21 protein-coding genes and 1 tRNA gene are annotated in these 24,703 nt (G+C 70.2%); 8 read left to right on the forward strand and 14 right to left on the reverse strand.

Translation table 11 applies throughout. The features are described 5' to 3' along the window. Window positions 1-174: 174 nt before the first annotated feature. On the reverse strand, window positions 175-699 hold the full coding sequence (locus C4B68_RS25605) for a hypothetical protein (protein WP_099499451.1): 525 nt from the start codon (window positions 697-699) through the stop codon (window positions 175-177). Window positions 700-831: 132 nt separating this feature from the next. Here C4B68_RS25605 and C4B68_RS25610 point away from each other — a divergent pair, with 132 nt between their 5' ends. The 3 genes from C4B68_RS25610 (at window position 832) to C4B68_RS25620 (ending at window position 4,767) form a co-directional block, all read left to right on the forward strand. Continuing rightward, window positions 832-1,536 carry a response regulator transcription factor gene (locus C4B68_RS25610; RefSeq protein ID WP_099499450.1) on the forward strand — a complete coding sequence of 235 codons (705 nt, stop codon included), beginning with the start codon at window positions 832-834 and terminating at the stop codon, window positions 1,534-1,536. Between the two features lie 28 nt (window positions 1,537-1,564). After that, entirely contained in the window at window positions 1,565-2,941 is a 1,377-nt protein-coding gene (locus tag C4B68_RS25615; RefSeq protein ID WP_099499532.1) for a sensor histidine kinase, read from the forward strand. Window positions 2,942-3,297: 356 nt separating this feature from the next. Then, window positions 3,298-4,767, forward strand: a complete 1,470-nt coding sequence (locus C4B68_RS25620) for a glycoside hydrolase family 18 protein (protein WP_099499449.1) — start codon at window positions 3,298-3,300, stop codon at window positions 4,765-4,767. A gap of 75 nt (window positions 4,768-4,842) precedes the next feature. Here the strand turns inward: C4B68_RS25620 and C4B68_RS44440 are convergent, their stop codons facing one another. Continuing rightward, window positions 4,843-5,328 carry a DUF397 domain-containing protein gene (locus C4B68_RS44440; RefSeq protein ID WP_306511021.1) on the reverse strand — a complete coding sequence of 162 codons (486 nt, stop codon included), beginning with the start codon at window positions 5,326-5,328 and terminating at the stop codon, window positions 4,843-4,845. A gap of 153 nt (window positions 5,329-5,481) precedes the next feature. Continuing rightward, the gene (locus C4B68_RS25635; protein ID WP_099499448.1) at window positions 5,482-7,695 is read right to left on the reverse strand and encodes an MMPL family transporter; all 2,214 of its coding nucleotides are present in this window, start codon (window positions 7,693-7,695) and stop codon (window positions 5,482-5,484) included. A 150-nt stretch (window positions 7,696-7,845) separates the two neighbouring features. Here C4B68_RS25635 and C4B68_RS25640 point away from each other — a divergent pair, with 150 nt between their 5' ends. Continuing rightward, window positions 7,846-8,502 (forward strand): TetR/AcrR family transcriptional regulator, encoded by a 657-nt coding sequence (locus C4B68_RS25640; RefSeq protein WP_099499447.1) that lies wholly within the window; start codon window positions 7,846-7,848, stop codon window positions 8,500-8,502. A gap of 111 nt (window positions 8,503-8,613) precedes the next feature. Here the strand turns inward: C4B68_RS25640 and C4B68_RS25645 are convergent, their stop codons facing one another. The 4 genes from C4B68_RS25645 to C4B68_RS25660 all read right to left on the reverse strand — a co-directional run bounded on the left by C4B68_RS25645 (window position 8,614) and on the right by C4B68_RS25660 (window position 13,467). Further along, window positions 8,614-10,044: a GH1 family beta-glucosidase gene (locus C4B68_RS25645; RefSeq protein ID WP_099499446.1), complete on the reverse strand. Its 1,431-nt coding sequence runs from the start codon at window positions 10,042-10,044 to the stop codon at window positions 8,614-8,616. Between the two features lie 179 nt (window positions 10,045-10,223). Beyond that, a complete protein-coding gene (locus C4B68_RS25650) occupies window positions 10,224-11,120 on the reverse strand; it encodes a carbohydrate ABC transporter permease (protein ID WP_180289167.1) in 897 nt (298 codons plus the stop codon). Continuing rightward, window positions 11,117-12,145, reverse strand: coding sequence for a carbohydrate ABC transporter permease (locus C4B68_RS25655; RefSeq protein ID WP_099499444.1), 1,029 nt, complete (start codon window positions 12,143-12,145; stop codon window positions 11,117-11,119). The genes C4B68_RS25650 and C4B68_RS25655 overlap by 4 nt, the downstream gene beginning before the upstream one ends. Continuing rightward, window positions 12,142-13,467, reverse strand: coding sequence for an ABC transporter substrate-binding protein (locus tag C4B68_RS25660; protein ID WP_099499443.1), 1,326 nt, complete (start codon window positions 13,465-13,467; stop codon window positions 12,142-12,144). Before C4B68_RS25660 ends, C4B68_RS25655 begins: the two co-directional genes overlap by 4 nt. Before the next feature lie 403 nt (window positions 13,468-13,870). Here C4B68_RS25660 and C4B68_RS25665 point away from each other — a divergent pair, with 403 nt between their 5' ends. Further along, window positions 13,871-14,926, forward strand: a complete 1,056-nt coding sequence (locus tag C4B68_RS25665) for a LacI family DNA-binding transcriptional regulator (protein WP_099499442.1) — start codon at window positions 13,871-13,873, stop codon at window positions 14,924-14,926. 218 nt (window positions 14,927-15,144) lie between these two features. Here the strand turns inward: C4B68_RS25665 and C4B68_RS25670 are convergent. From C4B68_RS25670 to C4B68_RS25685, 4 genes are all read right to left on the reverse strand, one after another. Beyond that, window positions 15,145-15,217, reverse strand: a tRNA-His gene (locus C4B68_RS25670). Between the two features lie 106 nt (window positions 15,218-15,323). Continuing rightward, entirely contained in the window at window positions 15,324-15,950 is a 627-nt protein-coding gene (gene orn, locus C4B68_RS25675; RefSeq protein WP_099499441.1) for an oligoribonuclease, read from the reverse strand. A gap of 139 nt (window positions 15,951-16,089) precedes the next feature. Beyond that, window positions 16,090-17,331 carry a helix-turn-helix domain-containing protein gene (locus tag C4B68_RS25680; RefSeq protein WP_099499440.1) on the reverse strand — a complete coding sequence of 414 codons (1,242 nt, stop codon included), beginning with the start codon at window positions 17,329-17,331 and terminating at the stop codon, window positions 16,090-16,092. A 374-nt stretch (window positions 17,332-17,705) separates the two neighbouring features. Then, the gene (locus C4B68_RS25685) at window positions 17,706-18,164 is read right to left on the reverse strand and encodes a hypothetical protein (protein WP_373682175.1); all 459 of its coding nucleotides are present in this window, start codon (window positions 18,162-18,164) and stop codon (window positions 17,706-17,708) included. Window positions 18,165-18,525: 361 nt separating this feature from the next. Between C4B68_RS25685 and C4B68_RS25690 the strand changes: the two genes are divergently transcribed. Together C4B68_RS25690 and C4B68_RS25695 are read left to right on the forward strand one after the other, a co-directional pair. Continuing rightward, window positions 18,526-19,053: a universal stress protein gene (locus tag C4B68_RS25690; protein WP_099499438.1), complete on the forward strand. Its 528-nt coding sequence runs from the start codon at window positions 18,526-18,528 to the stop codon at window positions 19,051-19,053. A gap of 202 nt (window positions 19,054-19,255) precedes the next feature. Further along, complete coding sequence (locus C4B68_RS25695) at window positions 19,256-19,825, forward strand: acetate uptake transporter (RefSeq protein WP_099499437.1); 570 nt, start codon at window positions 19,256-19,258, stop codon at window positions 19,823-19,825. 113 nt (window positions 19,826-19,938) lie between these two features. Here the strand turns inward: C4B68_RS25695 and glmS are convergent, their stop codons facing one another. The 3 genes from glmS to C4B68_RS25710 form a co-directional block, all read right to left on the reverse strand. Next, entirely contained in the window at window positions 19,939-21,756 is a 1,818-nt protein-coding gene (gene glmS, locus C4B68_RS25700; protein WP_099499436.1) for a glutamine--fructose-6-phosphate transaminase (isomerizing), read from the reverse strand. 12 nt (window positions 21,757-21,768) lie between these two features. Continuing rightward, complete coding sequence (locus tag C4B68_RS25705) at window positions 21,769-22,026, reverse strand: hypothetical protein (protein ID WP_099499435.1); 258 nt, start codon at window positions 22,024-22,026, stop codon at window positions 21,769-21,771. A 111-nt stretch (window positions 22,027-22,137) separates the two neighbouring features. Continuing rightward, on the reverse strand, window positions 22,138-23,019 hold the full coding sequence (locus tag C4B68_RS25710) for a DUF4429 domain-containing protein (protein ID WP_099499434.1): 882 nt from the start codon (window positions 23,017-23,019) through the stop codon (window positions 22,138-22,140). Window positions 23,020-23,081: 62 nt separating this feature from the next. Here C4B68_RS25710 and C4B68_RS25715 point away from each other — a divergent pair, with 62 nt between their 5' ends. After that, entirely contained in the window at window positions 23,082-24,671 is a 1,590-nt protein-coding gene (locus C4B68_RS25715; RefSeq protein WP_099499433.1) for a beta-N-acetylhexosaminidase, read from the forward strand. The last annotated feature ends 32 nt before the right edge of the window (window positions 24,672-24,703 follow it).

The raw sequence follows: 24,703 nt of genomic DNA on the forward strand, positions 1-24,703 counted from the left end.
TGGGTGCGGCTAAGCGACCCCGGGGAAGTTCAGGCACGCCCCCACGCCGCCCGGCACGCCCTCTCGCCGCACCGGACGAAGACCCAAGTAGCTCCGCTACGAGGGCCTTCGTCCGGCACGCCGAGAGCACGCACCGAACGACGCGGGAACGCACCCGCACTTCCCCGGAGCCGCTTAGTACGTTCCGATTTCTACCCGCGGTGGGCCGTCGTGCCAGGTGCAGAACACCGAGACTCGGTCCGCGGCTGACGAGAATTCCACGCGGATCCACGACTCCGTCTTCCATACCTGCATCGACCAACTGGCGGCCGGCGTTGCTGACACCAGCGTCGCGGAGGTTGTGCCTAGGTCGAAGACCGCGCGGCCGCCTTCGGTGTCGTAGCTCTTGATCTGGCCGGAGGCGGAGGCGGAGGGGGAAGGGCTGAGGCTGGGGCTTGTTGTCCTGGAAGGCGACGGGGCCGGGCTTGGGTTTCGGGGCTCGGGTGCCTTGCTCGACGGGGGCTTCGAGGGCTCGGTCCGCTGGGTCGAGGAGGCGAGCGGCTTCGACCTCTGCGTCGCGTCGGCCGCCGTGATGGGCAGGGCGCGCGGCGGGTCGTACGCCGTTCCCGTCATGACCGTGTGGACACCCCACCACGACAGCGTGACCGCCGCGCCCGTGGCGAGCGACCAAGCGAGTACGTGGACGAGTCCTTTGCGCATCGCGGGCCATACTGCACCACGAGCCCCACGGGTGTCGCCCGACTGCGCAACAGTCCGGGTTGTCCCCATGCCGTGTTCCGAGTTATCCACAGGCCCCGGACCGGCTCGTGCGGATGGCGTACGGTGCCGCTCATGGCCCGTGTGCTCGTGGTCGAGGACGACCAGTTCGTACGTTCAGCCCTCATCCGGCATCTGACCGATGCCGCGCACACCGTGCGCAGTGTCGGCACCGCCCTTGAGGCGCTGCGCGAGGTTGCCCATTTCTCCTTCGACGTCGTGATCCTGGACCTCGGTCTGCCCGATCTGGACGGGTCCGAGGCGCTGAAGATGCTGCGCGGAATCACCGACGTCCCGGTGATCATCGCCACCGCGCGGGACGACGAGACGGAAATCGTCCGGTTGTTGAACGACGGCGCGGACGACTATCTGACCAAGCCGTTCTCGGTCGAGCACCTGTCGGCGCGGATGGCGGCCGTGCTGCGCCGCGCGCGGGCGACTGCGGCAGACGCGCCTGTGTCGACGGTGATCCGGGTCGGCGGGCTCGCCATTGACCCGCTGCGGCGCCAGGCCGAGCTGGATGGCGTACGACTGGATCTGACGCGCCGCGAGTTCGACCTGCTCGCCTTCCTTGCCGGGCGTCCCGGTGTCGTCGTACCGCGCAGGGAGCTGCTGGCCGAAGTGTGGCAGCAGGCATACGGGGACGATCAGACCATAGACGTCCATCTGTCGTGGCTGCGGCGGAAGTTGGGTGAAACGGCGGCGCGGCCGCGCTATCTGCACACCCTGCGGGGCGTCGGCGTGAAGCTCGAACCGCCTAGGGCGGAGCCGTCGCTATGAGGTGCGCGCCGGGCGAGAGGTGGGCGTCATGAGGTGGGCGCTGGTCAAGGTGTGTGTGGCGGTGACCACGATGGTCGTGGTCGCCTTCGCGGTTCCCCTCGGTCTGGTGATCCAGGAGATGGCGCGCGACCGGGCGTTCTCGAACGCCGAGCGCGAGGCCGCCGCCATCGCGCCCGCGCTCTCCATCACCACCGATCGGGACCAGTTGGAGCGGGTCGTCGCCTCCGCCGGCTCCGACGCGGGGATGGCCGTGCACATACCCGCCGCCGACGGCGCGGCCGCGGTCGAGCTCGGCAAGCAGCGTGCCGTCGCCAAGGACATCACCACGACCCGGAAGCTGGGCCGCGCCTCCACCACGGAGGTCCCCGGCGGCTCCACCCTGCTCCAGCCCGTCGCGCTGAGCTCCGGCGAGATCGCGGTCGTCGAGGTGTACGTCCCCGAGTCCGAGGTCAGCAACGGCGTCAGTACGGCCTGGGCGGTCCTCGGCGCGGTCGGCGTCGCGCTCATCATCGGCTCGGTCGCGGTCGCCGACCGGCTGGGCGTACGGATGGTGCAGCCCGCGCAGCGGCTGGTGGAAAGCGCGCATGAGCTGGGGGAGGGAAAGCTGGGCGCGCGGGTGCCCGAGGAGGGGCCGACCGAGCTGCGGCTCGCCGCCGTCGCCTTCAACTCCATGGCCGATCAGGTCGTACAGCTCCTGGCAAACGAACGGGAGCTGGCGGCGGATCTCTCCCATCGCCTGCGTACGCCGCTGACTGTGCTGCGCCTCAACACGGCCTCGCTCGGCGACGGGCCCGCCGCCGAGCAGACCCGGGCCGCCGTCGCGCAGTTGGAGCGCGAGGTTGACACGATCATCCGGACCGCCCGGGAGGCCAAGCCGCAGACCGCGGCCATAGGTGTGGGCGCCGGGTGTGACGCGTCCGAAGTCGTGCGCGAGCGGATGGACTTCTGGTCGGCGCTCGCGGAGGACGAGGGCCGCAAGGTGCGTGTGGCCGGGGTCGACCGGCCGGTGCGCATACCCGTCGCCCGCGCTGACCTCGCGGCCGCGCTCGACGCGCTCCTCGGCAATGTCTTCCGGCACACCCCGGAGGGCACGGCCTTCGCGGTCGACGTGCACAACGGCGAGGACGCGGTGATCGTGCTGGTGTCCGACGCCGGTCCGGGGATCGTGGACCCGGAGGCGGCGATGGCGCGGGGCCGGGGCTCCGGAAGCGACGGATCGACCGGGCTCGGGCTCGACATCGTGCGAAGGCTCGCGGAGTCAACGGGCGGGGATGTGCGGATCGGCTCCTCGGTGCTTGGGGGGACGGAGGTGCGGATCTGGATTCAGCTCGATGGGCGGGCGCCGGTCCGGCGCGGGCACAGGGGGTCCGTACGGCGTCGTAGGCGCGGCGTGGGAGTGCGCTGACGGTCGGGCGCTCCCGGCGTGGTCCGCCCGTTCCTGGCGTGATCCGTACGTTCTCGGCGTGATCCGTACGTTCCTCGCGGCCGAGGGTGCGATCCGGCGGTCGGATCCTCCGCGCTGGTCACGGCCTTCGCGGACTGCGGCGGGCGACTGCCCGCACCCCCAACTGGTCTCGACCTTTAACCACCCCCGATGCCTTCCTTAAGCGCACCCTAAGATCCTCAACCCCCGTCCGGATGAGCCGGTTTGCCCGATTCCGGATCGCTAGCGTGCTGCCGCACCCACCCCTCCCTCGGGAGTTCCCGGCTCTCCCGGGAACTCCCCTGTGGCCCCCGTGAAACCGCGAAGGCAGGCACGCGATGAGCAGTACGCACCGGCGCAAGGTCAGTGGCAGAAACAAGGCGATAGGCGGCATCGTCGCCGCGGCCGTGGTCGGCGGCGGCGCCTTCCTGTTCACCGGGACCGCGCAGGCGGCCGGCGTCGGTGCGGCGTACACCAAGACCAGTGACTGGTCGACGGGTTACACCGCGCAGTACGTCGTCATGAACAACAGCGGCCAGGCGGAGAGCGACTGGACGCTGGAGTTCGACCTGCCCTCGGGGTCGAAGCTCAGCTCGCTCTGGAACGCCGAGTCCAGTGTGAGCGGGCAGCACGTCACCGTGAAGCCGCCGGCCTGGGACAAGGACGGGTTGGCGGCCGGCGAGTCGGTCACCGTGGGCTTCGTGGTGAACGGCACCGGCGACCCGACGGGCTGTCTCGTCGGCGGCACCAAGTGCTCGGTGGATGAGGGCGCGACACCCGAGCCGAGCGGCCGCCCGACGGAGTCGGCGACGTCGACGCCCACCGCGACGCCGACTCCCACCGCGACGGAGACGCCCACCGCGACCGCGACGCCCACCCCCACCGCTTCGGAAACCACCGGCGGCGGCACCACCACGACCGCCGGGTTCGCGCCCTACGTCGACACCTCCCTCTACCCCGCCTTCGACCTGTTGAAGTCGGCCGACGCCACCGGCGTGAAGGACTACAACCTGGCCTTCATCACGGACGGTGGTGGCTGCACGCCCAAGTGGGGCGGGGTGACCGACCTCGCCAGTGACGGAGTGGCTTCGCAGATCGGCGCCCTGCGCGCGAAGGGTGGCGACGTCCGGGTCTCCTTCGGCGGGGCCGCCGGTTCGGAGCTGGCGACGGCGTGCTCCTCGGCGGACGCGCTGGCGACGGCGTACGGGAAGGTCGTGGACGCGTACGACCTCACGAAGGTCGACTTCGACGTGGAGGGCGGCGCGCTGCCGAACGCGACGGCGAATACGACCCGCGCAAAGGCCATCGCGAAGCTCCAGCAGCAACACCCCGGCCTGGACGTGTCCTTCACCCTCCCGGTCATGCCCGAGGGCCTCACCCAGGACGGCGTGAACCTCCTGTCCAATGCCAAGTCGAACGGCGTGAAGATCAACACCGTCAACATCATGGCGATGGACTACGGCCCCGCGTACAGCGGTGACATGGGCACGTACGCCGAGCAGGCCGCGACGGCCACGCAGGCGCAGGTCAAGAGTGTCCTCGGCCTCTCCGACAGCGCGGCCTGGAAGACGGTCGCCGTCACCCCGATGATCGGCGTCAACGACGTGACCTCCGAGATCTTCAAGGTCGACGACGCCTCGCAGCTGGTGACCTTCGCCAAGGAGAAGGGCCTCGGCTGGCTGTCGATGTGGTCCGCCACCCGTGACAAGCAGTGCGCGGGCGGTCCGAAGAACCAAGCCGACGCGACGTGCAGCTCGATCGCCCAGGACGACTTCGCCTTCTCGAAGGCGCTGAGCGCCTACAAGTAGCCATCACCAAACGGGGGTTGTGCGCCCCGGCCGGGACTCACCCCCCATCCGGCCGGGGCGCCGCGGTGACGCCGGTCAGCTGCCGCTGTCGAGGCCGGACTTGAGGGTGTGGAGGAGGCCGGCGAGGGCCCGGGGGGTGGCCGTGGCGATGTCGTGGGGGTGGTCGCCTTCGCGGAGGTGGATTTGGCTTGGGGCCGCCAGCTCTACGCAGTTGCCTTCGCCGCCCGTGCTGAACGAGGCCTTCTGCCAGGTGAGTTGGGGCATGGCGGATTCCGTTCGCAGGGCGTACAGGACGTGCTGGATCAAGCTCAGTGAGTCACGTGACTCGTGCGACTCCGGTGCCGACTCGGGTTCGACCGGCGCCAGTGCCGGCTCCGACAGCCGATCGAACATTTTGGCGTACTCGTCGAGTTGGTCCACATCCCGCAGGAAGAGGGAGTTCGTCGGATGTTCCAGGTAGACGGTGTCCAGTTCGAGGGCCGTGCGCGCAAGGACTGTACGACCCCTGTCACCCTCTACGCTGGATGGGCCGACCCACGCCGCCTCCGCGTGCTCGGCCATGACGAAGCCCCCGGTCTCCCCAACTGCCGTACCTCCGGCCCCGACAGCCACTCCATCAACAGGCCTTCACCGCACCACCGTTGGGTCTCCCGGCCCCCGGTGCTGACCCGTGAGAAGCCGGGCCCCCGGCAAGCCCCCCAGCGGTCAAGCCCCTCAGACCTTGGCCGGTGTTCGCCCCGGCTCGGTGCTCGTGCTCGTCCCCGTGCCCTCCGTGAGGCCAAGGCGGTCGTGGACCCTGCGCAGTGGCTTCGGGGCGTACCAGGCCGTGCGGCCCAGTAGGCGCATGGCCGCCGGTACGAGGACCCCGCGTACGGCCACCGCGTCGATCAGGATGGCCAGGCCGCTGCCGAGGCCGAACAGCTGGATGAAGCTGACATTGGCGGTGCCGAAGGCGAAGAAGCTGACCGCGAGCAGGCCGGCCGCCATCGACACGATCCGCCCCGTGTGGGAGAGCCCGCTGGCGACGGCGGTCTCCGTGTCGGCGCCCGCGTCGTGCAGTTCCTTGATCCGGCTGGTCACGAAGACCTCGTAGTCCATGGAGAGGCCGAAGGCGATGCAGAACATGAGCACCGTCATGGACGTGTCCATGGGCTGCGGCGTGAAGCCGAGTACGGACGCCAGGTGGCCGTCCTGGAAGATCCACACCATGACGCCGATGGCCGCGGCGAGGCTGATGGCGTTGAGCACCAGCGCCCGCAGGGGCTGCACCACGCTTCCCGTGAAGAGGAAGAGGAGGATGAACGTGGTGCCCGCCACCAGGCCGACAGCCGCCGGGAGGCGGTCCGAGATCGACTCCTTGGAGTCGACCAGCCGTGCGTCCGTGCCGCCGACCAGTGTCTCCGTACCGCTCGGCAAATCCACCGCCCGTACAGCCTTGACCAGGTCCTGCGCCTCGTCCGACTTTGGGGTCAGGCCGGTGACGACCGTAATCCGCTGAGCGTCGGGTCGGCCGAGCGCGGCGGATGCCGGGCCGGGTGGCGTGGAGCGGCCCTCCACGAAGGTGCCGGCGGAGGTCTCAACCCGTGCCGCGCCGTCCAGCCGCGAGAGCTCGGTCGCGTACGCGCGCACGTCGTCGGACGCCACAGGCCCCGTCGTGACGATCTGCACCGCCGACTCGTCGCTGCCGGTGAAGTCGCGCTGCACCACGGTGGCGACCTGTCGGCTCTGGGCGCTCTCGGGCAGCACCCGCTCGTCCGGCGTTCCGAAGGTGACGCCGAGCAGCGGACTGGCGGCCAGGAGCAGGACGGCCAGGACCGGCACCGCGGTCAGGGCGGGCCTGCGCATGGCCGTACGGGCCATCCGTCCCCACAGCGGCGCCTCGGTGCTCCGTACCGTCTGCGCCCACGGCAGGCGGCCGCTGTTGACCCGGTGGCCCAGTACGGCGAGCAGCGCCGGGATGACGAGCAGGGCGCTGACTGCGGCGATGGCCACCACGCCGATGCCCGCGTAGGCGAAGGAGCGCAGGAAGAACTGCGGGAAGACCAGCAGCGCGGCGAGCGCGGCGGCGACGGTCGCCGCGGAGAAGGTGATGGTCCGCCCGGCCGTCCGTACCGTCTGCCGGAGCGCGTCGGGAACCTCGGCGCCCTCGGCGAGGTGCTCGCGGAAGCGGCTGATCATGAGCAGGGCGTAGTCGATGCCGAGGCCGAGGCCGAGGGCGGTGGTGAGGTTGATCGAGAACACCGACACGTTGGTCAGGCTGCCGAGGACGTAGAGCTCCGCGAAGGTGCCGACGATCGCGATCAGCCCGATGGCCAGGGGCAGGAGCGCCGCGACCAGACTGCCGAAGGCGATCACCAGCAGGATGAGGATCAGCGGCACGGCGATCGTCTCGGCCAGCGCGAGGTCCTTGGCGACCTGGGTGGGCACCTCGTCGCCGACCGAGGCTTCTCCGCCGGCCCGCACGGTCAGCCCGTTCCGGTCGCCGGTGTACTCGTCCATGATCGCCGAGGCGTTGTCGCCCCGCTCGGTGTCGTCGCCCTTGACGTGGGCCAGCACCAGAGCCGCGTCCCCGTCCCGGGAGGTCAGCGTGGAGCTGCCGGTGTCCCAGTACGAGATCACGTTGGACACCGTGGGCTCGCCCTTGAGCTCGGAGGTGAGGGCGCGCCCCGCGCGCTCGGCGGCGGGGGAGCCGACGTCGCCGCCGTCGTCCGCCCGTACCAGCAGGACCAGGTTGCTCTCGCCGCCGAACTTCTCGTCGATGAGCTGCTGCGCGCGGGCGGAGGGTGCGCTCGGGTCCTCGAAGCCGCCGCCGAGGAGCTTGCCGAACGCCCCTAATCCGAGGGCTCCCATGGCGACCACGGCCACCACGGTGAGGGTCAGTACGAGCCGGCTCCGGTGGAGGGCCAGCCCTGCGATGCGGTCGAACACGGTGATCGCCTCCAGGCGATAGGATGTTTACGCCGTTAACTTCCAAGGTGCCACAGTCAAGTTAACAGCGTCAACTTTGAATGTTAACGGCATCAACTTTTGGGCAGGATGAGGTCGGAGACGCGTACGGGATTCGGGCAGGATGGAGCCATGGCATCGATCACGAGCGGCAAGTCCCGCTACCACCACGGCGACCTCCGCAACGCGCTGATCGAGGCCGCCGTCGAACTCGCGGCCGAAGGCGGCCCCGAACGCGTCGTCCTGCGGGAGGCGGCCCGCAGCGTCGGGGTGTCACCCACCGCCGCGTACCGCCACTTCGACGGCCAGGGCGAACTCCTCGAGGCCGTGAAGACCCGCGGACAGCAGGCGCTCGCCGCCTCGATGACCGAGGCCGTACGCGTCCTCCCGGGGCTCGACGACCCGGGCGAGGAAGCCGTCCGCAGGACCGAGGCGATCGGGCGCGGATACGTCCGCTTCGCGATCGAGCACCCGGGGCTCTACCGCACCGCTTTCTGCCGTACGAGCGCGGCGGAGGAACGCGACTTCACCGGCCTCGAAGCCCCCGACGGCGCGCCGGAGTTCGTGGCGTTCAGGGAGCTGTCGGACGCGCTCGACACGCTGGTGGCCACGGGCCGGATGCGGCCGGAGAACCGGCCCGCGGCCGAGATCGCCGCCTGGTCAGCCGTCCACGGCCTCTCCCTGCTCATCCTCGACGGCCCCCTGGCGCTGCTCCCCGCCGACCAGCGCGACACGGTCGTCGAACGCACCCTCACGACCATCGTCGCGGGCCTCACCCGGCAGGGGTGAACGTCCGCGGCCGAGGGACACGAAAGCCGAGGGACAAAAAAGCCGAGGGACACAAAAGCGGGGCGCGGCACCCCCCTCCGGTGCCGCGCCCCGTCCCCCGGAACCGATGGCCTACTCGGCCGCCGTCAGCGGCGGCAACGTCCCCGTGCGCGCCGCCTGTCCGTACCACCGGGCGCTCGACTTCGGCGTACGGGCCTGCGTCGCGTAGTCCACGTACACCGCGCCGAAGCGCTTGCCGTAGCCGTACGCCCACTCGAAGTTGTCCATCAGGGACCAGAGGTAGTAGCCGCGCACGTCCGCGCCGTCGGTGACCGCCCGGCGTACCGCCGACAAGTGGCCGTGCAGGTACGCGATCCGCTCGGGGTCGTGCACGCGGCCCTCGGGGTCCGGCTTGTCGTCGTACGCCGCGCCGTTCTCCGTGACGTACAGTGGAAGGCCCGGCGCCTCCCGCGCGTAGCGCATGAGCAGGTCGTACAGGCCCGTCGGGTCGATCGTCCAGCCCATCTCGGTGCGCTCGCCGGGCGTTTGGTGGAAGACGACGTCGTCCGCGCCGGGCCAGGGGGAGAACGCGCTCGCGCCGTGGCCGTCCGCGCGCGGGCCGTCGAGCGCGTGCGACGCCCCCGAAACCAGGGCCGGGGTGTAGTAGTTGAGGCCCAGCGCGTCCAACGGCTGTTTGATGGCGGCGAGATCGCCGTCGAGGACGTACGACCAGTCCGTGACCGACGACGTCGCCGCCAGCAGTGTCTCCGGGTACGCGCCGTGCAGCATCGGGCCGTGGAAGACCCCGTTGGCGAGGTCGTCGACGCGCCGGGCCGCCGCGAGGTCGTCGGGGTCCTGCGAAAGCGGCCTGACCACCGAGGAGTTGAGGCTCACCGCGACCGTGTTGCGGGCGGGCATCGCGGCGCGGAGGGCCGACGTCCCGAGGCCGTGGGCCAGGTTCAGGTGATGGGCCGCCCGGAGCGAGGCCGCCGGGTCCGTACGGCCCGGCGCGTGCACCCCGGACCCGTACCCGAGGAACGCGCTGCACCACGGCTCGTTGAGCGTGATCCACTGCTCGACGCGGTCGCCGAGCGCGTCGCCGACGATGTGCGCGTACTCGGCGAAGCGGAGCGCGGTGTCGCGCTCGGGCCAGCCGCCCGCGTCCTCCAGCTCCTGCGGCAGGTCCCAGTGGTAGAGGGTGAGCGCCGGCTTGATGCCGTGTGCGAGGAGTTCGTCGACGAGGCGGCGGTAGAAGTCCAGGCCGACCTGGACGGCCGGGCCGCGGCCCGTCGGCTGCACGCGCGGCCAGGAGACCGAGAAGCGGTACGCGGTCAGGCCGAGGTCCGCCATCAGGGCAACGTCGTCGCGGTATCGGTGGTAGTGGTCGACAGCGATGTCACCGGTGTCGCCGCCCGCCGTATTCCCCGGCGTATGGCTGAAGGTGTCCCAGATCGAGGGCGTGCGGCCGTCCTCCCGCACCGCCCCCTCGATCTGGTACGCGGAGGTCGCCGCGCCCCAGAGGAAGGCGGGAGGAAAGGTCACGGGGGTAACGGGCTCAGGCATGGAAGCGCTCCCATTGGGGGTCGTGAAGACCGACGGGTCGGAGGGGCAGGGAGGGAGAAAGGAGGGGAGTCGAAGGGGCCGAGGCGGCGGTGACTCGGCCCCCGGAAGGCGCGGAGGCGCCCGGACGGCGTACGGACGCGCGCACAGACGGCGTACGGACGCCCGTCGCGTCAGTGACGTCACCCCTTGATCGCGCCCTGCATGATCCCGCCCACGATCTGCTTGCCGAACAGCAGGAAGGCGATCAGCAGCGGCAAAGTGCCGAGCAGCGCGCCCGCCATGATCACCGCCTGGTCGGGGACATAGCCGGTACCGAGGGAGTTGAGGGCGACCTGCACGGTCGGGTTCTCCTGGTTGAGGGCGATGATCGGCCACAGGAAGTCGTTCCAGGCGAACACGAAGGTCAGCAGGCCGAGTACGGCCATCGCGGGCCGCGCCGCAGGGAAGACCACGTGCCACACCACCCGCAGACTGCTCGCCCCGTCCACCCGCGCGGCCTCGATCAGCTCGGTCGGAAGTGCCTGCACCAGGTACTGCCGCATGAAGAACGTGCCGAAGGCGGTGCACAAGGTGGGCAGGATGACGGTCTGCAGCTGGTTCGACCAGCCGAGGTCGGCCATCCACAGATACAGCGGTACGACGGCCAGTTGCGGCGGGATCATCATCGTGCCGATGGTCAGCAGGAGCAGCACACCCGAGAACTTGAACCGCAGCTTGGCGAAGGCGAACCCGGCGAGCGTGGAGAACAGCACCGTGGAGACGGTGATCGTGCCCGCGACGAACGTCGTGTTGAACATCGCCGTGCCGAGACCCGCCTCCTCCCACGCGGTCTCCATGTTCTTGAACAGGTTCCCGCCGAACCACAGCGGCGGCGGAGTCTCCGCGAGCCGCCGGTCGGTGCGTGAGGCGGCGATCGCGGTCCACACCAATGGGGCCAGCGAGACCAGCGCGAAGAGGGCCAGGACGGCGTACGTGAGCGGGCCGGCGTGCAGCTGCTTGCCCGCGCCCATGATCCGGGGGCGCCGGGACTCCCGTGGCTTCTCTGGCTGAGGAGGCGTCAGTTCACTTGTGATCATTGGGACTTCCTCAGGCGTCGGGTGAACACCAGATTGATCACGGCGACGATCACGAGGATCAGGAACATCGACCAGGCGATCGCGGACGCCTTTCCGAGGTTGCCGATGATCCAGCCCTGGTCGTACATGTACAGGCCGAGCGTCTGGTACTGGTGGTCTGAGCCGCCCTTGGAGCCGCTGACGCCGCCGAACAGCAGGGGCTCACCGAAGAGCTGGGTCGCGCCGATCGTGGAGACGACCACGGTGAACAGGATTGTCGGGCGCAGCTGCGGGATCGTCACGTGGATGAACTGCTGCCAGCGGTTGGCGCCGTCGATGGACGCCGACTCGTACAGGTCGGACGGGATCGCCTGCATCGCCGCGAGGTAGATCAGCGCGTTGTAGCCGGTCCACCGCCAGATCACGATCGACGACACGGCGAACTGCGAACCCCAGTCCGACTCACGCCAGTTGACCGGGTCGATGCCGATGCCCCCGAGCGCCCAGTTGATCGCGCCGCCGTCCCAGGAGTAGAGCAGCACGAACACCAGCGTCGCCGCCGCCACCGAGGTGGCGTACGGGGTGAGCATCACGACCCGCCATACGGTCGAGCCGCGCAGCCGGTAGTTGAGCAGGTGCGCGAGCCCGATCGCCATCATCAGCTGCGGCACGGTCGAGATCACGCCGATGGTGAAGGTGTTCCCCAGGGCGTTCCAGAAGAAGTCCGAGGACAGCAGGTTCTGGTAGTTGTCCAGGCCCGCCCACTTCTGGTTGTCCAGGTCCGACAGCTGCACGTTGTGCAGCGAGTACCAGGCCGTGTAGAGCAGCGGAACGAGCGAGAAGGCCCCGAAGACGATGAAGAAGGGGGCGATGAACGCGTACGGCGACGCCTTCATGTCCCAGCGGTACAGCCGGCTCCGCCAGGAAGTCGTGCCCGGGGGCGGCGTGCCGCGACCGTGAGCGCCCCCGGCCGCGCCCGGCTCATCGCCGGACGCGGCCTCGGCGCTCGACGCGGGATGCGCGAGAGCCTGCTTGGAGCTGGTCACTGGCCGAGCACGTCCTTGATCTCCTCGGACGCCGCGTCCCAGCCCTCGTCGGGCGAGGCGCCCTTCTGCTCGACCTGGAGGATGCCGATGTCGTTGATCGCGGTGTTGATCGGCTGGTCCTTGACGCCGAAGATCTGCGTCGGGATGGTCTCGGCGGAGGCCGAGAAGATCTCCGTGATCGGCGCGTCGGAGAAGAACGCCTGGGTCTCGGTCGCCGGCTTCAGGCCCGAGTACGCCGACGGGGTCGACGGGAAGCTGGCCTGCTTGGCGAAGACCTTCGCCTGCTGCTCGGGCGCGGTCAGCCACTTCGCCAGCTCGACGGCCTCCTTCTGGTGCTTGCTCGCCGTCGGTACGCCGATGAACGAGCCGCCCCAGTTGGACGCGGTCGGGGCCGCCGCCACGTCCCACTTGCCCTTGCCGGAGTCACCGGACTTCTCCTGGATGTAGCCGATCATCCAGGCCGGGCAGGCCACCGTCGCGAAGGTGCCGTTGGCGTAGCCCTGGTCCCACGGCTTGTCGAACTGCTTCAGCTTCGCCGACATGTCACTGGTCGCCACCTCCATGGAGACGTTCCAGGCCTTCTTCACGCCCGCGGACTTGTCCCAGACGACGTTGCCGTCCTTGTCGTAGTACCGTTCGCTCTCACCGTTGAGGACCGCGTTGTAGACGGAGGAGGCGGAGTCCACGAACTTGGTGCCCTTCGGCGCCTTCTCCATGTACTGCTTGCCGAGGTCGACGTACTTGCCCCAGTCGCCCTTCCACTGCTCGGCGAGCTTGGTGCGGTCGGTCTCCAGGCCGGCCTTCTGGAAGAGGTCCTTGCGGTAGCAGATCGCCATCGGGCCGATGTCGGTGCCGAGCCCGATCAGCTTGCCGTCCGCGGTGGTGGCCTGCGCGTTCTTCCAGTCCAGCCACTGCGATTTGTCGACGTCCTTGCCCAGATCGACGAACTTGTCGCCCTGCGTCTGCACGGCCTCGGTGACGTTGCCGACCTCGATCGCCTGGATGTCGTCGGTACCGGAGCCGGCCTGCAGCCGGGTCAGCGTCTTCGGCCAGTAGACGTCGGTCCGGGTGGTGACGTTCTCCTTGATGGTGATGTCGGGGTGGAGCTTCATGTACTCGTCGTACAGACCGGCCTGCTTGTAGCCGAAGACGCCGAACGTGCCGACGGTCAGCGTGGTCTTGCCGTTGGCGTTGCCGCCGCCCTCGTTCGAGCCCGACGGGTCGTCCGAGTCCTCGGCGCAGCCGGCCAGCAGGCCCGTAGTCAGCGCGGCGGCGACCGCGAGGGCCGACAGCCTGCGGGACCGGCGGGTACTCGTGCGCATTGCGTCCTCCTGTTGCCTGACGTGCCGACCCCCCGGCCAACTGCACTGTTGGGCCCGTTGGTTCTCGCTGCGGCTCGGGCGGGGAACGTGCGGGATGTTTATGTGTCAGGTACTGTGGGAGCGCTCCCACAGGTGATGTGTTGAAGAGTCGTCGGTCCGGGCGGGGGTGTCAAGGGAGTGGGCGCGGAGTTGTGCGTTCAGTTATCTGCCCGTTAGGTAAAGGGATTTGGGCCCGTCCGGAGATACGAGGTGTGGGCCCCTGCCATCGGGGCCCGCGCCCCGGTCCGGTGGGCGGCGCGGGTGAAGGAGGCCCGCGGCGGCCGCCCCCGGACCCGGTGACAGGCGAAGCCGCAGGACACGACTGTTAGATTCCACGCCAATGCGGTGTGACGGGAGGCGGACCATGGCAGGCCACGGAGCGCGGGGCCGGAGTGGGGGGCGGCCGACCCTGGAGGAGGTCGCCGCGCGGGCCGGAGTCGGCCGGGGCACGGTGTCCCGGGTGATCAACGGCTCCCCGCGCGTCAGCGACGCGACCCGCGCCGCCGTCGAGGCGGCCGTCGCGGAACTCGGTTACGTCCCCAACACGGCGGCCCGCGCCCTCGCCGCCAACCGCACGGACGCCATCGCCCTCGTCGTCCCCGAGCCGGAGACCCGCTTCTTCGCGGAACCGTACTTCTCGGACATGCTCCGCGGTGTCGGCGCGGAACTCTCCGACACCGAGATGCAGTTGCTGCTGATCTTCGCGGGCAGCGACAAAGAGCGGCGCAGGCTGGCCCAGTACCTGGCGGCCCACCGGGTGGACGGCGTCCTCCTCGTCTCGGTCCACGCGGACGACCCGCTGCCCGACCTGCTCTCCCAGCTGGAGATCCCGGCGGTGATCAGCGGCCGCCGCTCGGCCGACGAGACGCTGCCGTCCGTGGACTCCGACAACTACGGAGGGGGCCGCGCGGCCGTCGAGCACCTGATGGCCCAGGGACGCCGCACCATCGTCCACCTCGCCGGCCGCCTCGACGTCTTCGGCGCCCAGCGCCGCGTCGACGGCTACCGCGACGCGCTGCTCGACGCGGGCCGCCCGGTGGACGAACGGCTGATCGTCCCCGGCGATTTCACGGAGGAGGGCGGCCGCCGCGCGATGACCGAGCTGCTGGCCCGCTGTCCTTCGCTGGACGCGGTGTTCGCGGGCTCGGACGTCATGGCGGCCGGGGCCCGCCAGGTCCTGCGCGAGGAAGGCCGCCGCATCCCCGACGACGTGGCGCTCGTCGGCTACGACGACTCCGCCATCGCCCGCCACATGGACCCGCCCCTGACCAGCGTCCGCCAGCCGATCGAGGAGATGGGCCGGGCGATGACCGACCTGCTGCTGGGCGAGATCGCGGACCGGCGCCCCGTGGCGTCGCGGGGGCTGGAGACGCGGCAGTTGCTGTTGCCGGCGGAGCTGGTGGTGCGGTCGTCCTCCTGACCTGCCCGCCTACCGGTACCCGTCACCGCCGTCGCTGCGGAGCACCCGGCCAGACGGGTCCGTGATGCCGTCGCCCTCACGCAGCAGACCGGCGGGCAGCAGGCACGCCACCGCTCCTCGGCTTCGAGGCCCGCTCCTCGGCGGCGGCGAGCGCCGCGCGGCCTCCGGAACGCGATCAGCCGGTGACCGTTCAGGACGGTCACCGGCTGATCATCAAGGGTGAGTGACGGGACTTGAACCCGCGACTTCCTGGACCACAACCAGGTGCTCTACCAGCTGAGCTACACCCACCACGACCGGTCTTGGTTTCCCTGACCGGCCGAGAAAAAGTGTACAGGGTCCGAAGGGGTGCTCGCGCACGACTTTTGCGGGGGCCCGTCAGGGCCCCGTCAAAGGCCTACGACGCGGGTTGTTCTGCGGACTCTTCCGCCGGCAGCACGTGCTTTGCCGCGATCGTGCGGGCGGTCTCCGAGTCCGGGCCCGGCTGCGGGACGAAGATCGCCTCGCGGTAGTAGCGGAGCTCGGCGATGGACTCGCGGATGTCGGCCAGGGCGCGATGGTTGCCGTTCTTCTGCGGACTGTTGAAGTACGCCCGCGGGTACCAGCGGCGGGCCAGCTCCTTGATGGAGGAGACGTCCACGATGCGGTAGTGGAGGTAGTCCTCGAGCGTGGGCATGTCCCGCAGGAGGAAGCCCCTGTCCGTGCCCACCGAGTTTCCGCAGAGCGGGGCCTTGCCCGGCTCCTTGACGTGCTCACGTACGTAGGACAGGACGTGCGCCTCGGCGTCCGCCAAGGTCGTGCCCGCGGCCAGCTCGTCGAGGAGGCCGGAGGCCGTGTGCATCTGGCGCACCACGTCCGGCATCGTCTCCAGCGCCGCGTCCGGCGGGCGGATCACGATGTCCACGCCCTCGCCGAGCACGTTCAGTTCCGAGTCGGTGACCAGCGCGGCCACCTCGATGAGCGCGTCCTCCGACAGCGAGAGCCCGGTCATCTCGCAGTCGATCCACACCATGCGATCGTTCATGACACTCACCCTACGGCGCGCTCCGGCCAGGCGGACCCGCCCGTACCCGCCCATGCGCCCGGCGCGGGCCCGCACACAACGGCGCGGGCCCCCGCCAGGCACGTACGACAGGCGTACGACGGTCGTGGCTACGGCCCTACTACGGCGCGCTGCGCTGCCCCGGCAGGCTCGGCCGTCCCGCCACGTACAGCTCCGGGCCGGGCTTGCCCGGGTCCGTGGAGAGCGACGCGGCCGCGCCCAGGGCACCGGCGGCCGCGGTGCGGCGGGTCTGCATCGGGACCGGGCTGGGCCCCTCGTGGTTCAGGGACGGTGGTGGTCCGGCCTGTCCCATCGCGCCGTCCGCCTCCGAGGCCCGCTCGGACTGCGGCCGGCGCGCGCGGTACGCCGCCCGGTACGCGGCCGGGGACGAGCCCAGCTGGCGCCGGAAGTGGCCCCGCAGCGCGACCGGCGAGCGGAAGCCGCAGCGGCCCGCGACCTCGTCGACCGAGTAGTCGGAGGTCTCCAGCAGGCGCTGCGCCTGCAGGACGCGCTGAGTGATCAGCCACTGCAGGGGAGCGCTCCCGGTGAGCGAGCGGAACCGGCGGTCGAAGGTGCGGCGGCTCATGTACGCGCGGGCCGCCAGCGTCTCGACGTCGAACTGCTCGTGGAGGTGCTCCAGCGCCCAGGCGACGACCTCGGCGAGCGGGTCGGCGCCGATCTCCTCGGGCAGCGACCGGTCCAGATAGCGCTCCTGGCCGCCGCTCCGGCGGGGCGGGACCACGAGCCGGCGGGCCAGGGCCCCTGCCGCCTCATTGCCGTGATCCATCCGCACGATATGGAGACAGAGGTCGATTCCGGCCGCCGTTCCCGCCGACGTCAGGACGTCTCCGTCGTCGACGAAGAGTTCTCGTGGGTCGACGTGTACGGACGGATAGCGCTTGGCCAGTGTCGGTGCGTACATCCAGTGGGTCGTGGCCGGCCGGCCGTCCAGTAAACCCGCGGCCGCCAGCACGAAGGCACCGGTGCAGAGCCCGACGATGCGGGCACCCTCCTCGTGCGCCCGGCGCAGCGCGTCGAGCGCCTCCTCCGGTGGCGGCGAGGTGATCGACCGCCAGGCGGGCACGACAACCGTGCCTGCCCGGGAGATCGCCTCCAGGCCATGGGGCGCCGTGAGTTCCAGGCCTCCTGTGGTCCGCAGTGGGCCTTCCTCGCCCGCGCACACCAGCAACCGGTAGCGCGGCACGCCGGCGTCCTGGCGGTCAATCCCGAACACCGACAGCGGTATGGAACTCTCGAAAATGGGGCCGCCGCTGAACAGCAGCACCGCGACGATCTCCTTGCGGCGTCGCCCGGAAAGCTTCCGGGCCACGGCTTCCGGCGCGGCAGCGGAGTCGTGGCTCATCCTGCTAAGCCCCCCTCGGTGGTCGCGGCTCCTCGGTTGTGTCGCTCCTGCACGTTTCCCCTCGGTCCTGCACGAGTCCCCCGCCGTAAGACAAGATCGAATCTACTGTGTCCCGTAGCGCCAAGGTGACCAGTTCGGCACTCGACAGAATGTCGACATGGCAACTTGGCGTGAAGCATTCGATCACGAAGCGTTGCACTCGCGGGCCGCGCAGGGAAGTGCGCCTCGTGGCCGTGGCCAATCCACATAGGGTGCGTGAGGCCTGCGTGGGCCTTTCGGTGCAGGTCGAACGGGGGTTGGGGGGTCGTTCGACCAACGGATGCACGCGGCGCATAAGTTGGCTGAAAACCAACGGGGGCGTGCGCGCAAACCGGTCAGTCGGCTGGCTTGCTCCCCCCGCCGTGCCGACCGCCTCTGTGAGCCCCCGGACCACCCCTGCCGCGCACGGCCGGCGCGCCCGCGCCACCCCGGCCGCGCGCGGCCGGTACACCCGCGCCACCCCTGCCGTGCCGGCCGCGGTGCGGGGCGAGCTCCGCGGCGCGCAGCCGCGCCGCGCCCCGCTCGGACTGCCTCAGCAGCACCCGGCAGGCCCCGGTGACGGCCGCCAGGCCCAGGGCCGTACCGGCAGCACCGGCAAGCGAGGTGCCGTACCAGACGAGCACCAGCGGAACCAGGACACAGCTGAAGACCGCCCATCGCACCACAGTGCTCGCGGTGTCCGGTACGGGGGGCGGCGACGCGGAGTGCGCTCCGCAGGCTCCGGAGGGCGGGCGCGCGCCGGCGGGCGGGGGCGCGCTGGAGGAGGCGTCGGGCGCGGTCTCGGGTCCGGGCACGGTCTGCTCCCTAGTACTCCAGTGCTCTCCATGCTCTCCATGGCGGTGGCTCACCGGTTCAACGCGTGTTCGACCGGCCGGTCACTGTCTGGCCGCCGGTGTACGGCGCCGGTATGCGGCGCGAGGACGGCCCTGACCTTGGGTGAACGCTGTACAAACCGCCTGTACGGGGCAGCAACCATTGCGTTACGGGCGGCCTCTCATGCATGCTCCGGGGAACGCCGCGTAGCGCGCGCGGGATCTGGGCAGAGGAGGCGTGCCGCCGTACCCTTGGGGGTATGCGGTTGGGAAGATGATTCCCGGACACAGCTCTGCCGATCGTTGTCGTCCCCACCACGAGGATCCAAACGCCGAGATACCCATGGCCGGTCACGAATTCTTCGATCCCGCGGACCGCAAGCGCCCGCTCGCCGATCCCACGGCGGCCGAGCCCTTGGCGGCGGAAGAACCCCGCCAGTCCTGCGATCCCGCCTTCAAGCACGGCGTCGTCGTCGGTTTCGACGGCTCGACGTCCAGCGAGCGTGCCCTCGCCTACGCGATCGGCATGGCCCACCGCTCCGGCTCGGGCCTGATCATCGTGCATGTGGCCAACCGGCTGCCCACCACGGTGTGGGCGGGCTGTGAGCCACCGGTCTTCGTCGACGTGCCGGACCACCGCACCGAGGTGCTCGGGCTCGAGCTCGCCTGCGCCGAGTATCTGGCCGAGGTGCCGTGGATCCTCGTCGAGCGCGGCGGTGACATCTGTCACGAACTCGAAGAGGTGGGGCGGGAGTACGAGGCGGACGCGATCGTCGTCGGCTCCACGCACGGCCTCGTCGGGCGGATCTTCGGCTCCGTCGCCGGGCGTCTCGCCAAGCGGGCGCAGCGCCCCGTGGTCGTCATTCCGTAAACCCTGTCGTTGCCGAGTCGCAACTCGAAGTTGCCCCAGGTGAGATGAGTCCTCGGCGTCGTCAACTCCCGTGTGGCGCAGCGCAAATCTACTCACGCGTAGAGGTGGTTTGTGCCCTTGTGAAGGGTACATACCGGTCGCCGGACCAACCGCACGGCCGGTACCACGCAGCACAACCGAACATGCAAGAAGGGAGCCCGCCGTGGACAACGACGTCTCTGCGGGAAGCACCACCACGACCCTCGGCCACCTCGCGCTCGGACTCACCCTGCTGGCCTTCGGGCTCGGACACACCGAGGTGATCGACGGCGTCACGGCAGCCGACTCCGTCTCGCTCGCCACCTACATCGGTGGCATCGCGCTCTTCGTCGCCGGTCTGTTCGCCTTCCGCGAGCGTGACGCCTTCACCGGTACGGCCTTCTCCGGACTCGGCGCGTTCTGGTTCACCTGGGGTGTCGGCTCCGACACGCAGATGTCCGCCAACGCCGCCGGCCTCTTCCTGCTCCTGTTCGCCCTCTTCGCGCTCAGCCTGACCGCCGGGGCGAGCGGTGCGCCCCTGCTCACGAGGGGCACGTACGCGCTGCTCTTCGTGGGCCTTCTCCTACTGGCCATCGGGCAGTTCGGCGATTCCAGCGGTCTCGGCAAGGTCGCGGGCTGGTTCGCCGCGGCCAGTGGGCTGCTGGCCTGGTACGGGGCCACGGCGGCGCTCGCCAACTGGCCCACCGCACTGCCCGGACGCGCCGCCGGCCGGGGGGTGACGGCCACCGGCTGAAGCAGGCGCGGGCCGGGGCATTGGGCGGCCCTGGCCCTGGAAAGAACGACCCCCTGTGTGAAGGTGGCACACACAGGGGGTCTGTTCTCTGCGGCTAAACCGCCGCCGCTCTTCTATTCCACCGTGACCGACTTCGCCAGGTTCCGCGGCTTGTCGATGTCCCGGCCCAGGGCCAGCGCCGTGTGGTAGGCGAGGAGTTGGAGCGGGATGCCCATGAGGATCGGGTCGAGCTCGTCCTCGTTCTTCGGGACGACGATCGTCTGGTCGGCCTTCTCCTGCTCCTGGTGGGCGACCGCGAGGATCTTGCCGCTGCGGGCCTTGATCTCCTCCAGGGCGGCGCGGTTCTTCTCCAGGAGGTCGTCGTCGGGGACGATCGCGACCGTCGGCAGGGCGGGCTCGATGAGCGCCAGCGGGCCGTGCTTGAGCTCGGAGGCGGGGTAGGCCTCGGCGTGGATGTACGAGACCTCCTTGAGCTTCAGCGAGGCCTCACGGGCCACCGGGTAGCCCCGTACGCGGCCGATGAAGAGCATCGAGCGGGCCTCGGCGTACTCCGCGGCCAGCTTCTTGATCTCGTCCTCCTGCTCCAGGATCTCGGAGATCTGGCCGGGCAGCTTGCGCAGGCCCTCGATCATCCGCTTGCCGTCCCGCACGGACAGGTCGCGGGTGCGGCCGAGGTGCAGGGCGAGCAGCGCGAAGGCGACGGTCGTGTTGGTGAAGCACTTGGTGGACACCACGCAGACCTCGGGGCCCGCGTGCACGTACATGCCGCCGTCCGCCTCGCGGGCGATCGCCGAGCCGACGACGTTGACGACGCCGAGGACCCGAGCGCCCTTGCGCTTGAGCTCCTGCACGGCGGCCAGGACGTCGTACGTCTCGCCCGACTGGGAGACCGCGACGTAGAGGGTGTCGGGGTCGACGACCGCGTTGCGGTAGCGGAACTCCGAAGCCGGCTCGGCGTCCGCGGGGATGCGGGCCAGCTCCTCGATCATCTGGGCGCCGATCATGCCCGCGTGGTAGGAGGTGCCGCAGCCGAGGATCTTCACGCGGCGGATCTTGCGCGCCTCGCGGGCGTCCAGGTTGAGGCCGCCGAGGTGCACGGTGGAGAAGCGGTCGTCGATGCGGCCGCGCAGCACGCGGTCCACGGCGTCGGCCTGCTCGTGGATCTCCTTGTGCATATAGGTGTCGTGGCCGCCCATGTCGTACGAGGCGGCCTCCCACTCCACGGTGGTCGGCTCGGCCGTCGTCCGGGTGCCCTCGGTGGTGTACGTACGGAAGTCATCGGCCTTGAGGGTGGCCATCTCGCCGTCGTCGAGGGTCACTATCTGCCGGGTGTGGGTGACCAGGGCGGCGATGTCCGAGGCGACGAACATCTCCTTCTCGCCGATGCCGAGGACGACCGGGGAGCCGTTGCGGGCCACCACGATGCGGTCGGGGAAGTCGGCGTGCAGGACCGCGATGCCGTACGTGCCCTCGATCACACGGAGCGCGTCGCGGACCTTGTCCTCGAGCTTCTCCTGCTGCGAGCGGGCGATGAGGTGGGTGAGGACCTCGGTGTCGGTCTCGGAGAGGAACTCGACGCCGTCGGCCTCGAGCTTCTTCCGCAGCTCGGCGGCGTTGTCGATGATGCCGTTGTGGACGACCGCGACCGTGTTGTCGGCCGACATGTGCGGGTGGGCGTTCACATCGGAGGGGGCGCCGTGGGTGGCCCAGCGGGTGTGGGCGATGCCGGTGGTGCCCTTGAAGCGCGCGGGGACCTTGGCCTCCAGGTCACGGACCCGGCCCTTGGCCTTGACCATCTTCAGGCCGGCCGACTTGGGGGTCGTGACGACGATGCCCGCCGAGTCGTATCCGCGGTACTCCAGGCGCTGCAGGCCTTCGAGCAGCAGCGGGGCCACGTCACGCTTGCCGATGTAACCGACGATTCCGCACATATAGGGGTATTCCTAGCCGTAGACGATGCGGCGCAGCTGCCTGAGCGTGAGCTCCGGCGGCGCCACCGCGCGGTATTTCAGGTCCGCCTCGATCCGTTCGAAGATCGCCGCGTTCACCAGGCCCTGGGCCTGGAGCTCGCGATGGCGGCGACGGACGTAGTCCTCGGTCGTCTCGTCGAAGTAGGCGAGCACGTCCTGGATCACCCGCAGCGCCTCGCCCCGGCTGAGCGGCGAGGACCGCGTGAGATGATCAACGAGTTCGTCGTGCACCCGGTAGATCCTGGGGTACCGGCGGCTGTTTCGCAAGAATCCTGCCCGATATCGGGCAGCTTCCTGTGAAAGCCCTGTCCCGCAGGCCCTGGCGTACGCCTTCGGGCCGTCTCACATGCGCTTGAGGACCGCCTGCTTGGCCAGGGTGAACTCCTCGTCCGTCAGGACGCCGTCCTTGTGCAGCTCGCCGAGCTCGCGCAGGCGGCGCAGCAGGGCGTCGTGGTCGGCCTCGGCGGAGGGCCGCGGGACCCCCGGCAGTTCCTTCGCCGGTACGTCCGTCACGGCGGGCGGCGCCGTCGGATGCGGCAGCCGCGCCTGTACCGCCGCCGCGACCAGCGCCATCAGCGGGTCCTTCTTGAAGCCCCACAGGTCAACGGAGTTGGGGTCGTACATCGGCGGGGCCTTGGTCGCCGCGCCGCGCACGGTGAAGCGCAGGCAGCCGTTCTCCAGGCCGACCGCGGGATGCCATTCGACGGCCGTGATGTCGGTCAGGGCGAGTGAGCGGGCGCCCGCGGCGGCCTTCGCTTCCTCCGTCTTCCAGTTCCACTCCAGGCGTACGTGCTCGCCGTCGAAGCTTGCCGTGCCGTCACCGGCGGAGGCGGACAGCGGCACGGAGGGGCCGGGCAGGAGGTAGGCGTCGACCGGGTCGGAGGGCACCTGGTCGAGCAGCAGGGCGTTGCGGACCTCGTCCACGAAGTACTCGGCGACGCCGTAGCGGTCGGACTCGACGGTGAGCTGGTACGGGTCGTGCGGCTCGGCGAGCTTGCCGCCGGTCGCCTGGAGCAGCGGGTCGGCGCCGTCGCGCAGCCGCAGCCTGAGCCGCCCGGTCTTCTTGCCCTGCTCGAAGGAGACGCCCGCCAACGCGGCCAGCGGGACGGTGAGTTCACCCAGGCTTCTGCGGAGAAGGCCGACGTTCTTGTCGCGTCCCGGTGTCAGCCGCAGTGCGTCGCCGTCGAAGGTCCACGTGCCGTCCCGCTGGATGATTTCCGCCATGAGGGGGATTGTTTCACCGGGTGTGCGGGAGAGTGGTCTATACCCATTCGAAGGGAGCGCATGTGAGACAGCACAGAACGCCCCGCCTTCTCGGTACGCTGCTGCTTGTGGCGGCTGCCGGTATCTCTGTCGTCGGCGCGGCACCCTCCGCGGCCGACCGGACCGCGACCCCTCTGGGGCAGGTGGTCCCGGCCCCGGCCTCGGTCCACGCGAGCGGCTCCGCGTACCGCGTCACCGGTGACACCCGCATACGTGTCGACGACTCGCGCGAGGCCCGCCGGGTGGGCGAGTACCTCGCGGACATCCTGCGGCCCTCCACCGGCTACCGGCTCCCGGTCGGCACCCAGGGCGGTCCGGGATCCATCCAACTCCGCCTCGGCGCGAAGGGGTTGGGCGACGAGGGTTACCGTCTGGACAGCGGCCGGGACGGTGTCACCATCACGGCCGGCAAGCCCGCCGGGCTCTTCCACGGCGTCCAGACCTTCCGCCAGCTGCTGCCCGCCGCCGTCGAGAAGGACTCCGTACAGCCCGGACCCTGGCTCGTCGCGGGCGGCACCATCAAGGACACCCCGCGCTACGGCTACCGCGGCGCGATGCTCGACGTCTCCCGGCACTTCTTCACCGTCGGCCAAGTCAAGCGCTATATAGACGAGTTGGTCCTCTACAAGGTCAACAAGCTGCATCTGCACCTCAGCGACGACCAGGGCTGGCGCATCGCCATCGACTCCTGGCCGCGGCTGGCGACGTACGGCGGCTCCACGCAGGTGGGCGGCGGCGACGGCGGCTACTACACCAAGGCGGACTACCAGGAGATCGTCCGGTACGCCGCCTCGCGCTATCTGGAGGTCGTCCCCGAGATCGACATGCCGGGGCACACCAACGCGGCCCTCGCCTCGTACGCCGAACTGAACTGCGACGGGGTGGCGCCGCCGCTCTACACCGGCACGAACGTCGGGTTCAGCTCGCTGTGCGTCTCCAAGGACATCACGTACGACTTCGTGGACGATGTGATCCGGGAACTGGCCGCGCTCACCCCGGGCCGCTACCTCCACATCGGCGGAGATGAGGCCCACTCCACCAGCCACGCCGACTACGTGGCGTTCATGGACCGGGTCCAGCCGGTCGTCGCCAAGTACGGGAAGACGGTGATCGGTTGGCATCAGCTGACCAGTGCGACCCCGGCGAAGGGCGCCCTCGCGCAGTACTGGGGGCTCGACGGCACGAGCGCCGAGGAGAAGGCGCGGGTCGCGAAGGCCGCGCAGAACGGGACGGGGCTGGTACTGTCGCCCGCCGACCGGATCTACCTCGACATGAAGTACACGGCCGACACCCCGCTGGGCCTCGACTGGGCGGGGCTGGTGGAAGTGAAGCGGTCGTACGACTGGGATCCCGGCAACTACCTCCCCGGCGCCCCGGGTTCGGCCGTCCGGGGCGTGGAAGCCCCTCTGTGGACGGAGACCATCGTGACCTCCGCCGACATCGAGTACATGGCCTTCCCGAGGCTGCCGGGCGTCGCCGAGCTGGGCTGGTCGCCGGCCTCGACGCACGACTGGGACACGTACAAGGTGCGGCTCGCGGCGCAAGGGCCGCGGTGGGACGCGCTGGGGATCGGGTACTACCGGTCGCCGCAGGTGCCCTGGCCGACCGCGTAGGGACAGAGGCGGGGCTCAGGAGGACCGTCTCC

It is taken from the genome of Streptomyces dengpaensis (assembly GCF_002946835.1).
GTDB lineage: Bacteria > Actinomycetota > Actinomycetes > Streptomycetales > Streptomycetaceae > Streptomyces > Streptomyces dengpaensis.

Coding starts and splice junctions, on each gene's coding strand:
- orn (WP_099499441.1), bottom strand. CDS start 15,950: ATGAACGATCGCATGGTGTGGATCGACTGCGAGATGACCGGGCTCTCG.
- C4B68_RS25640 (WP_099499447.1), top strand. CDS start 7,846: ATGGCATCGATCACGAGCGGCAAGTCCCGCTACCACCACGGCGACCTC.
- glmS (WP_099499436.1), bottom strand. CDS start 21,756: ATGTGCGGAATCGTCGGTTACATCGGCAAGCGTGACGTGGCCCCGCTG.
- C4B68_RS44440 (WP_306511021.1), bottom strand. CDS start 5,328: ATGGCCGAGCACGCGGAGGCGGCGTGGGTCGGCCCATCCAGCGTAGAG.
- C4B68_RS25605 (WP_099499451.1), bottom strand. CDS start 699: ATGCGCAAAGGACTCGTCCACGTACTCGCTTGGTCGCTCGCCACGGGC.
- C4B68_RS25680 (WP_099499440.1), bottom strand. CDS start 17,331: ATGAGCCACGACTCCGCTGCCGCGCCGGAAGCCGTGGCCCGGAAGCTT.
- C4B68_RS25645 (WP_099499446.1), bottom strand. CDS start 10,044: ATGCCTGAGCCCGTTACCCCCGTGACCTTTCCTCCCGCCTTCCTCTGG.
- C4B68_RS25660 (WP_099499443.1), bottom strand. CDS start 13,467: ATGCGCACGAGTACCCGCCGGTCCCGCAGGCTGTCGGCCCTCGCGGTC.
- C4B68_RS25615 (WP_099499532.1), top strand. CDS start 1,565: ATGAGGTGGGCGCTGGTCAAGGTGTGTGTGGCGGTGACCACGATGGTC.
- C4B68_RS25610 (WP_099499450.1), top strand. CDS start 832: ATGGCCCGTGTGCTCGTGGTCGAGGACGACCAGTTCGTACGTTCAGCC.
- C4B68_RS25665 (WP_099499442.1), top strand. CDS start 13,871: ATGGCAGGCCACGGAGCGCGGGGCCGGAGTGGGGGGCGGCCGACCCTG.
- C4B68_RS25710 (WP_099499434.1), bottom strand. CDS start 23,019: ATGGCGGAAATCATCCAGCGGGACGGCACGTGGACCTTCGACGGCGAC.
- C4B68_RS25650 (WP_180289167.1), bottom strand. CDS start 11,120: ATGATCACAAGTGAACTGACGCCTCCTCAGCCAGAGAAGCCACGGGAG.
- C4B68_RS25620 (WP_099499449.1), top strand. CDS start 3,298: ATGAGCAGTACGCACCGGCGCAAGGTCAGTGGCAGAAACAAGGCGATA.
- C4B68_RS25690 (WP_099499438.1), top strand. CDS start 18,526: ATGGCCGGTCACGAATTCTTCGATCCCGCGGACCGCAAGCGCCCGCTC.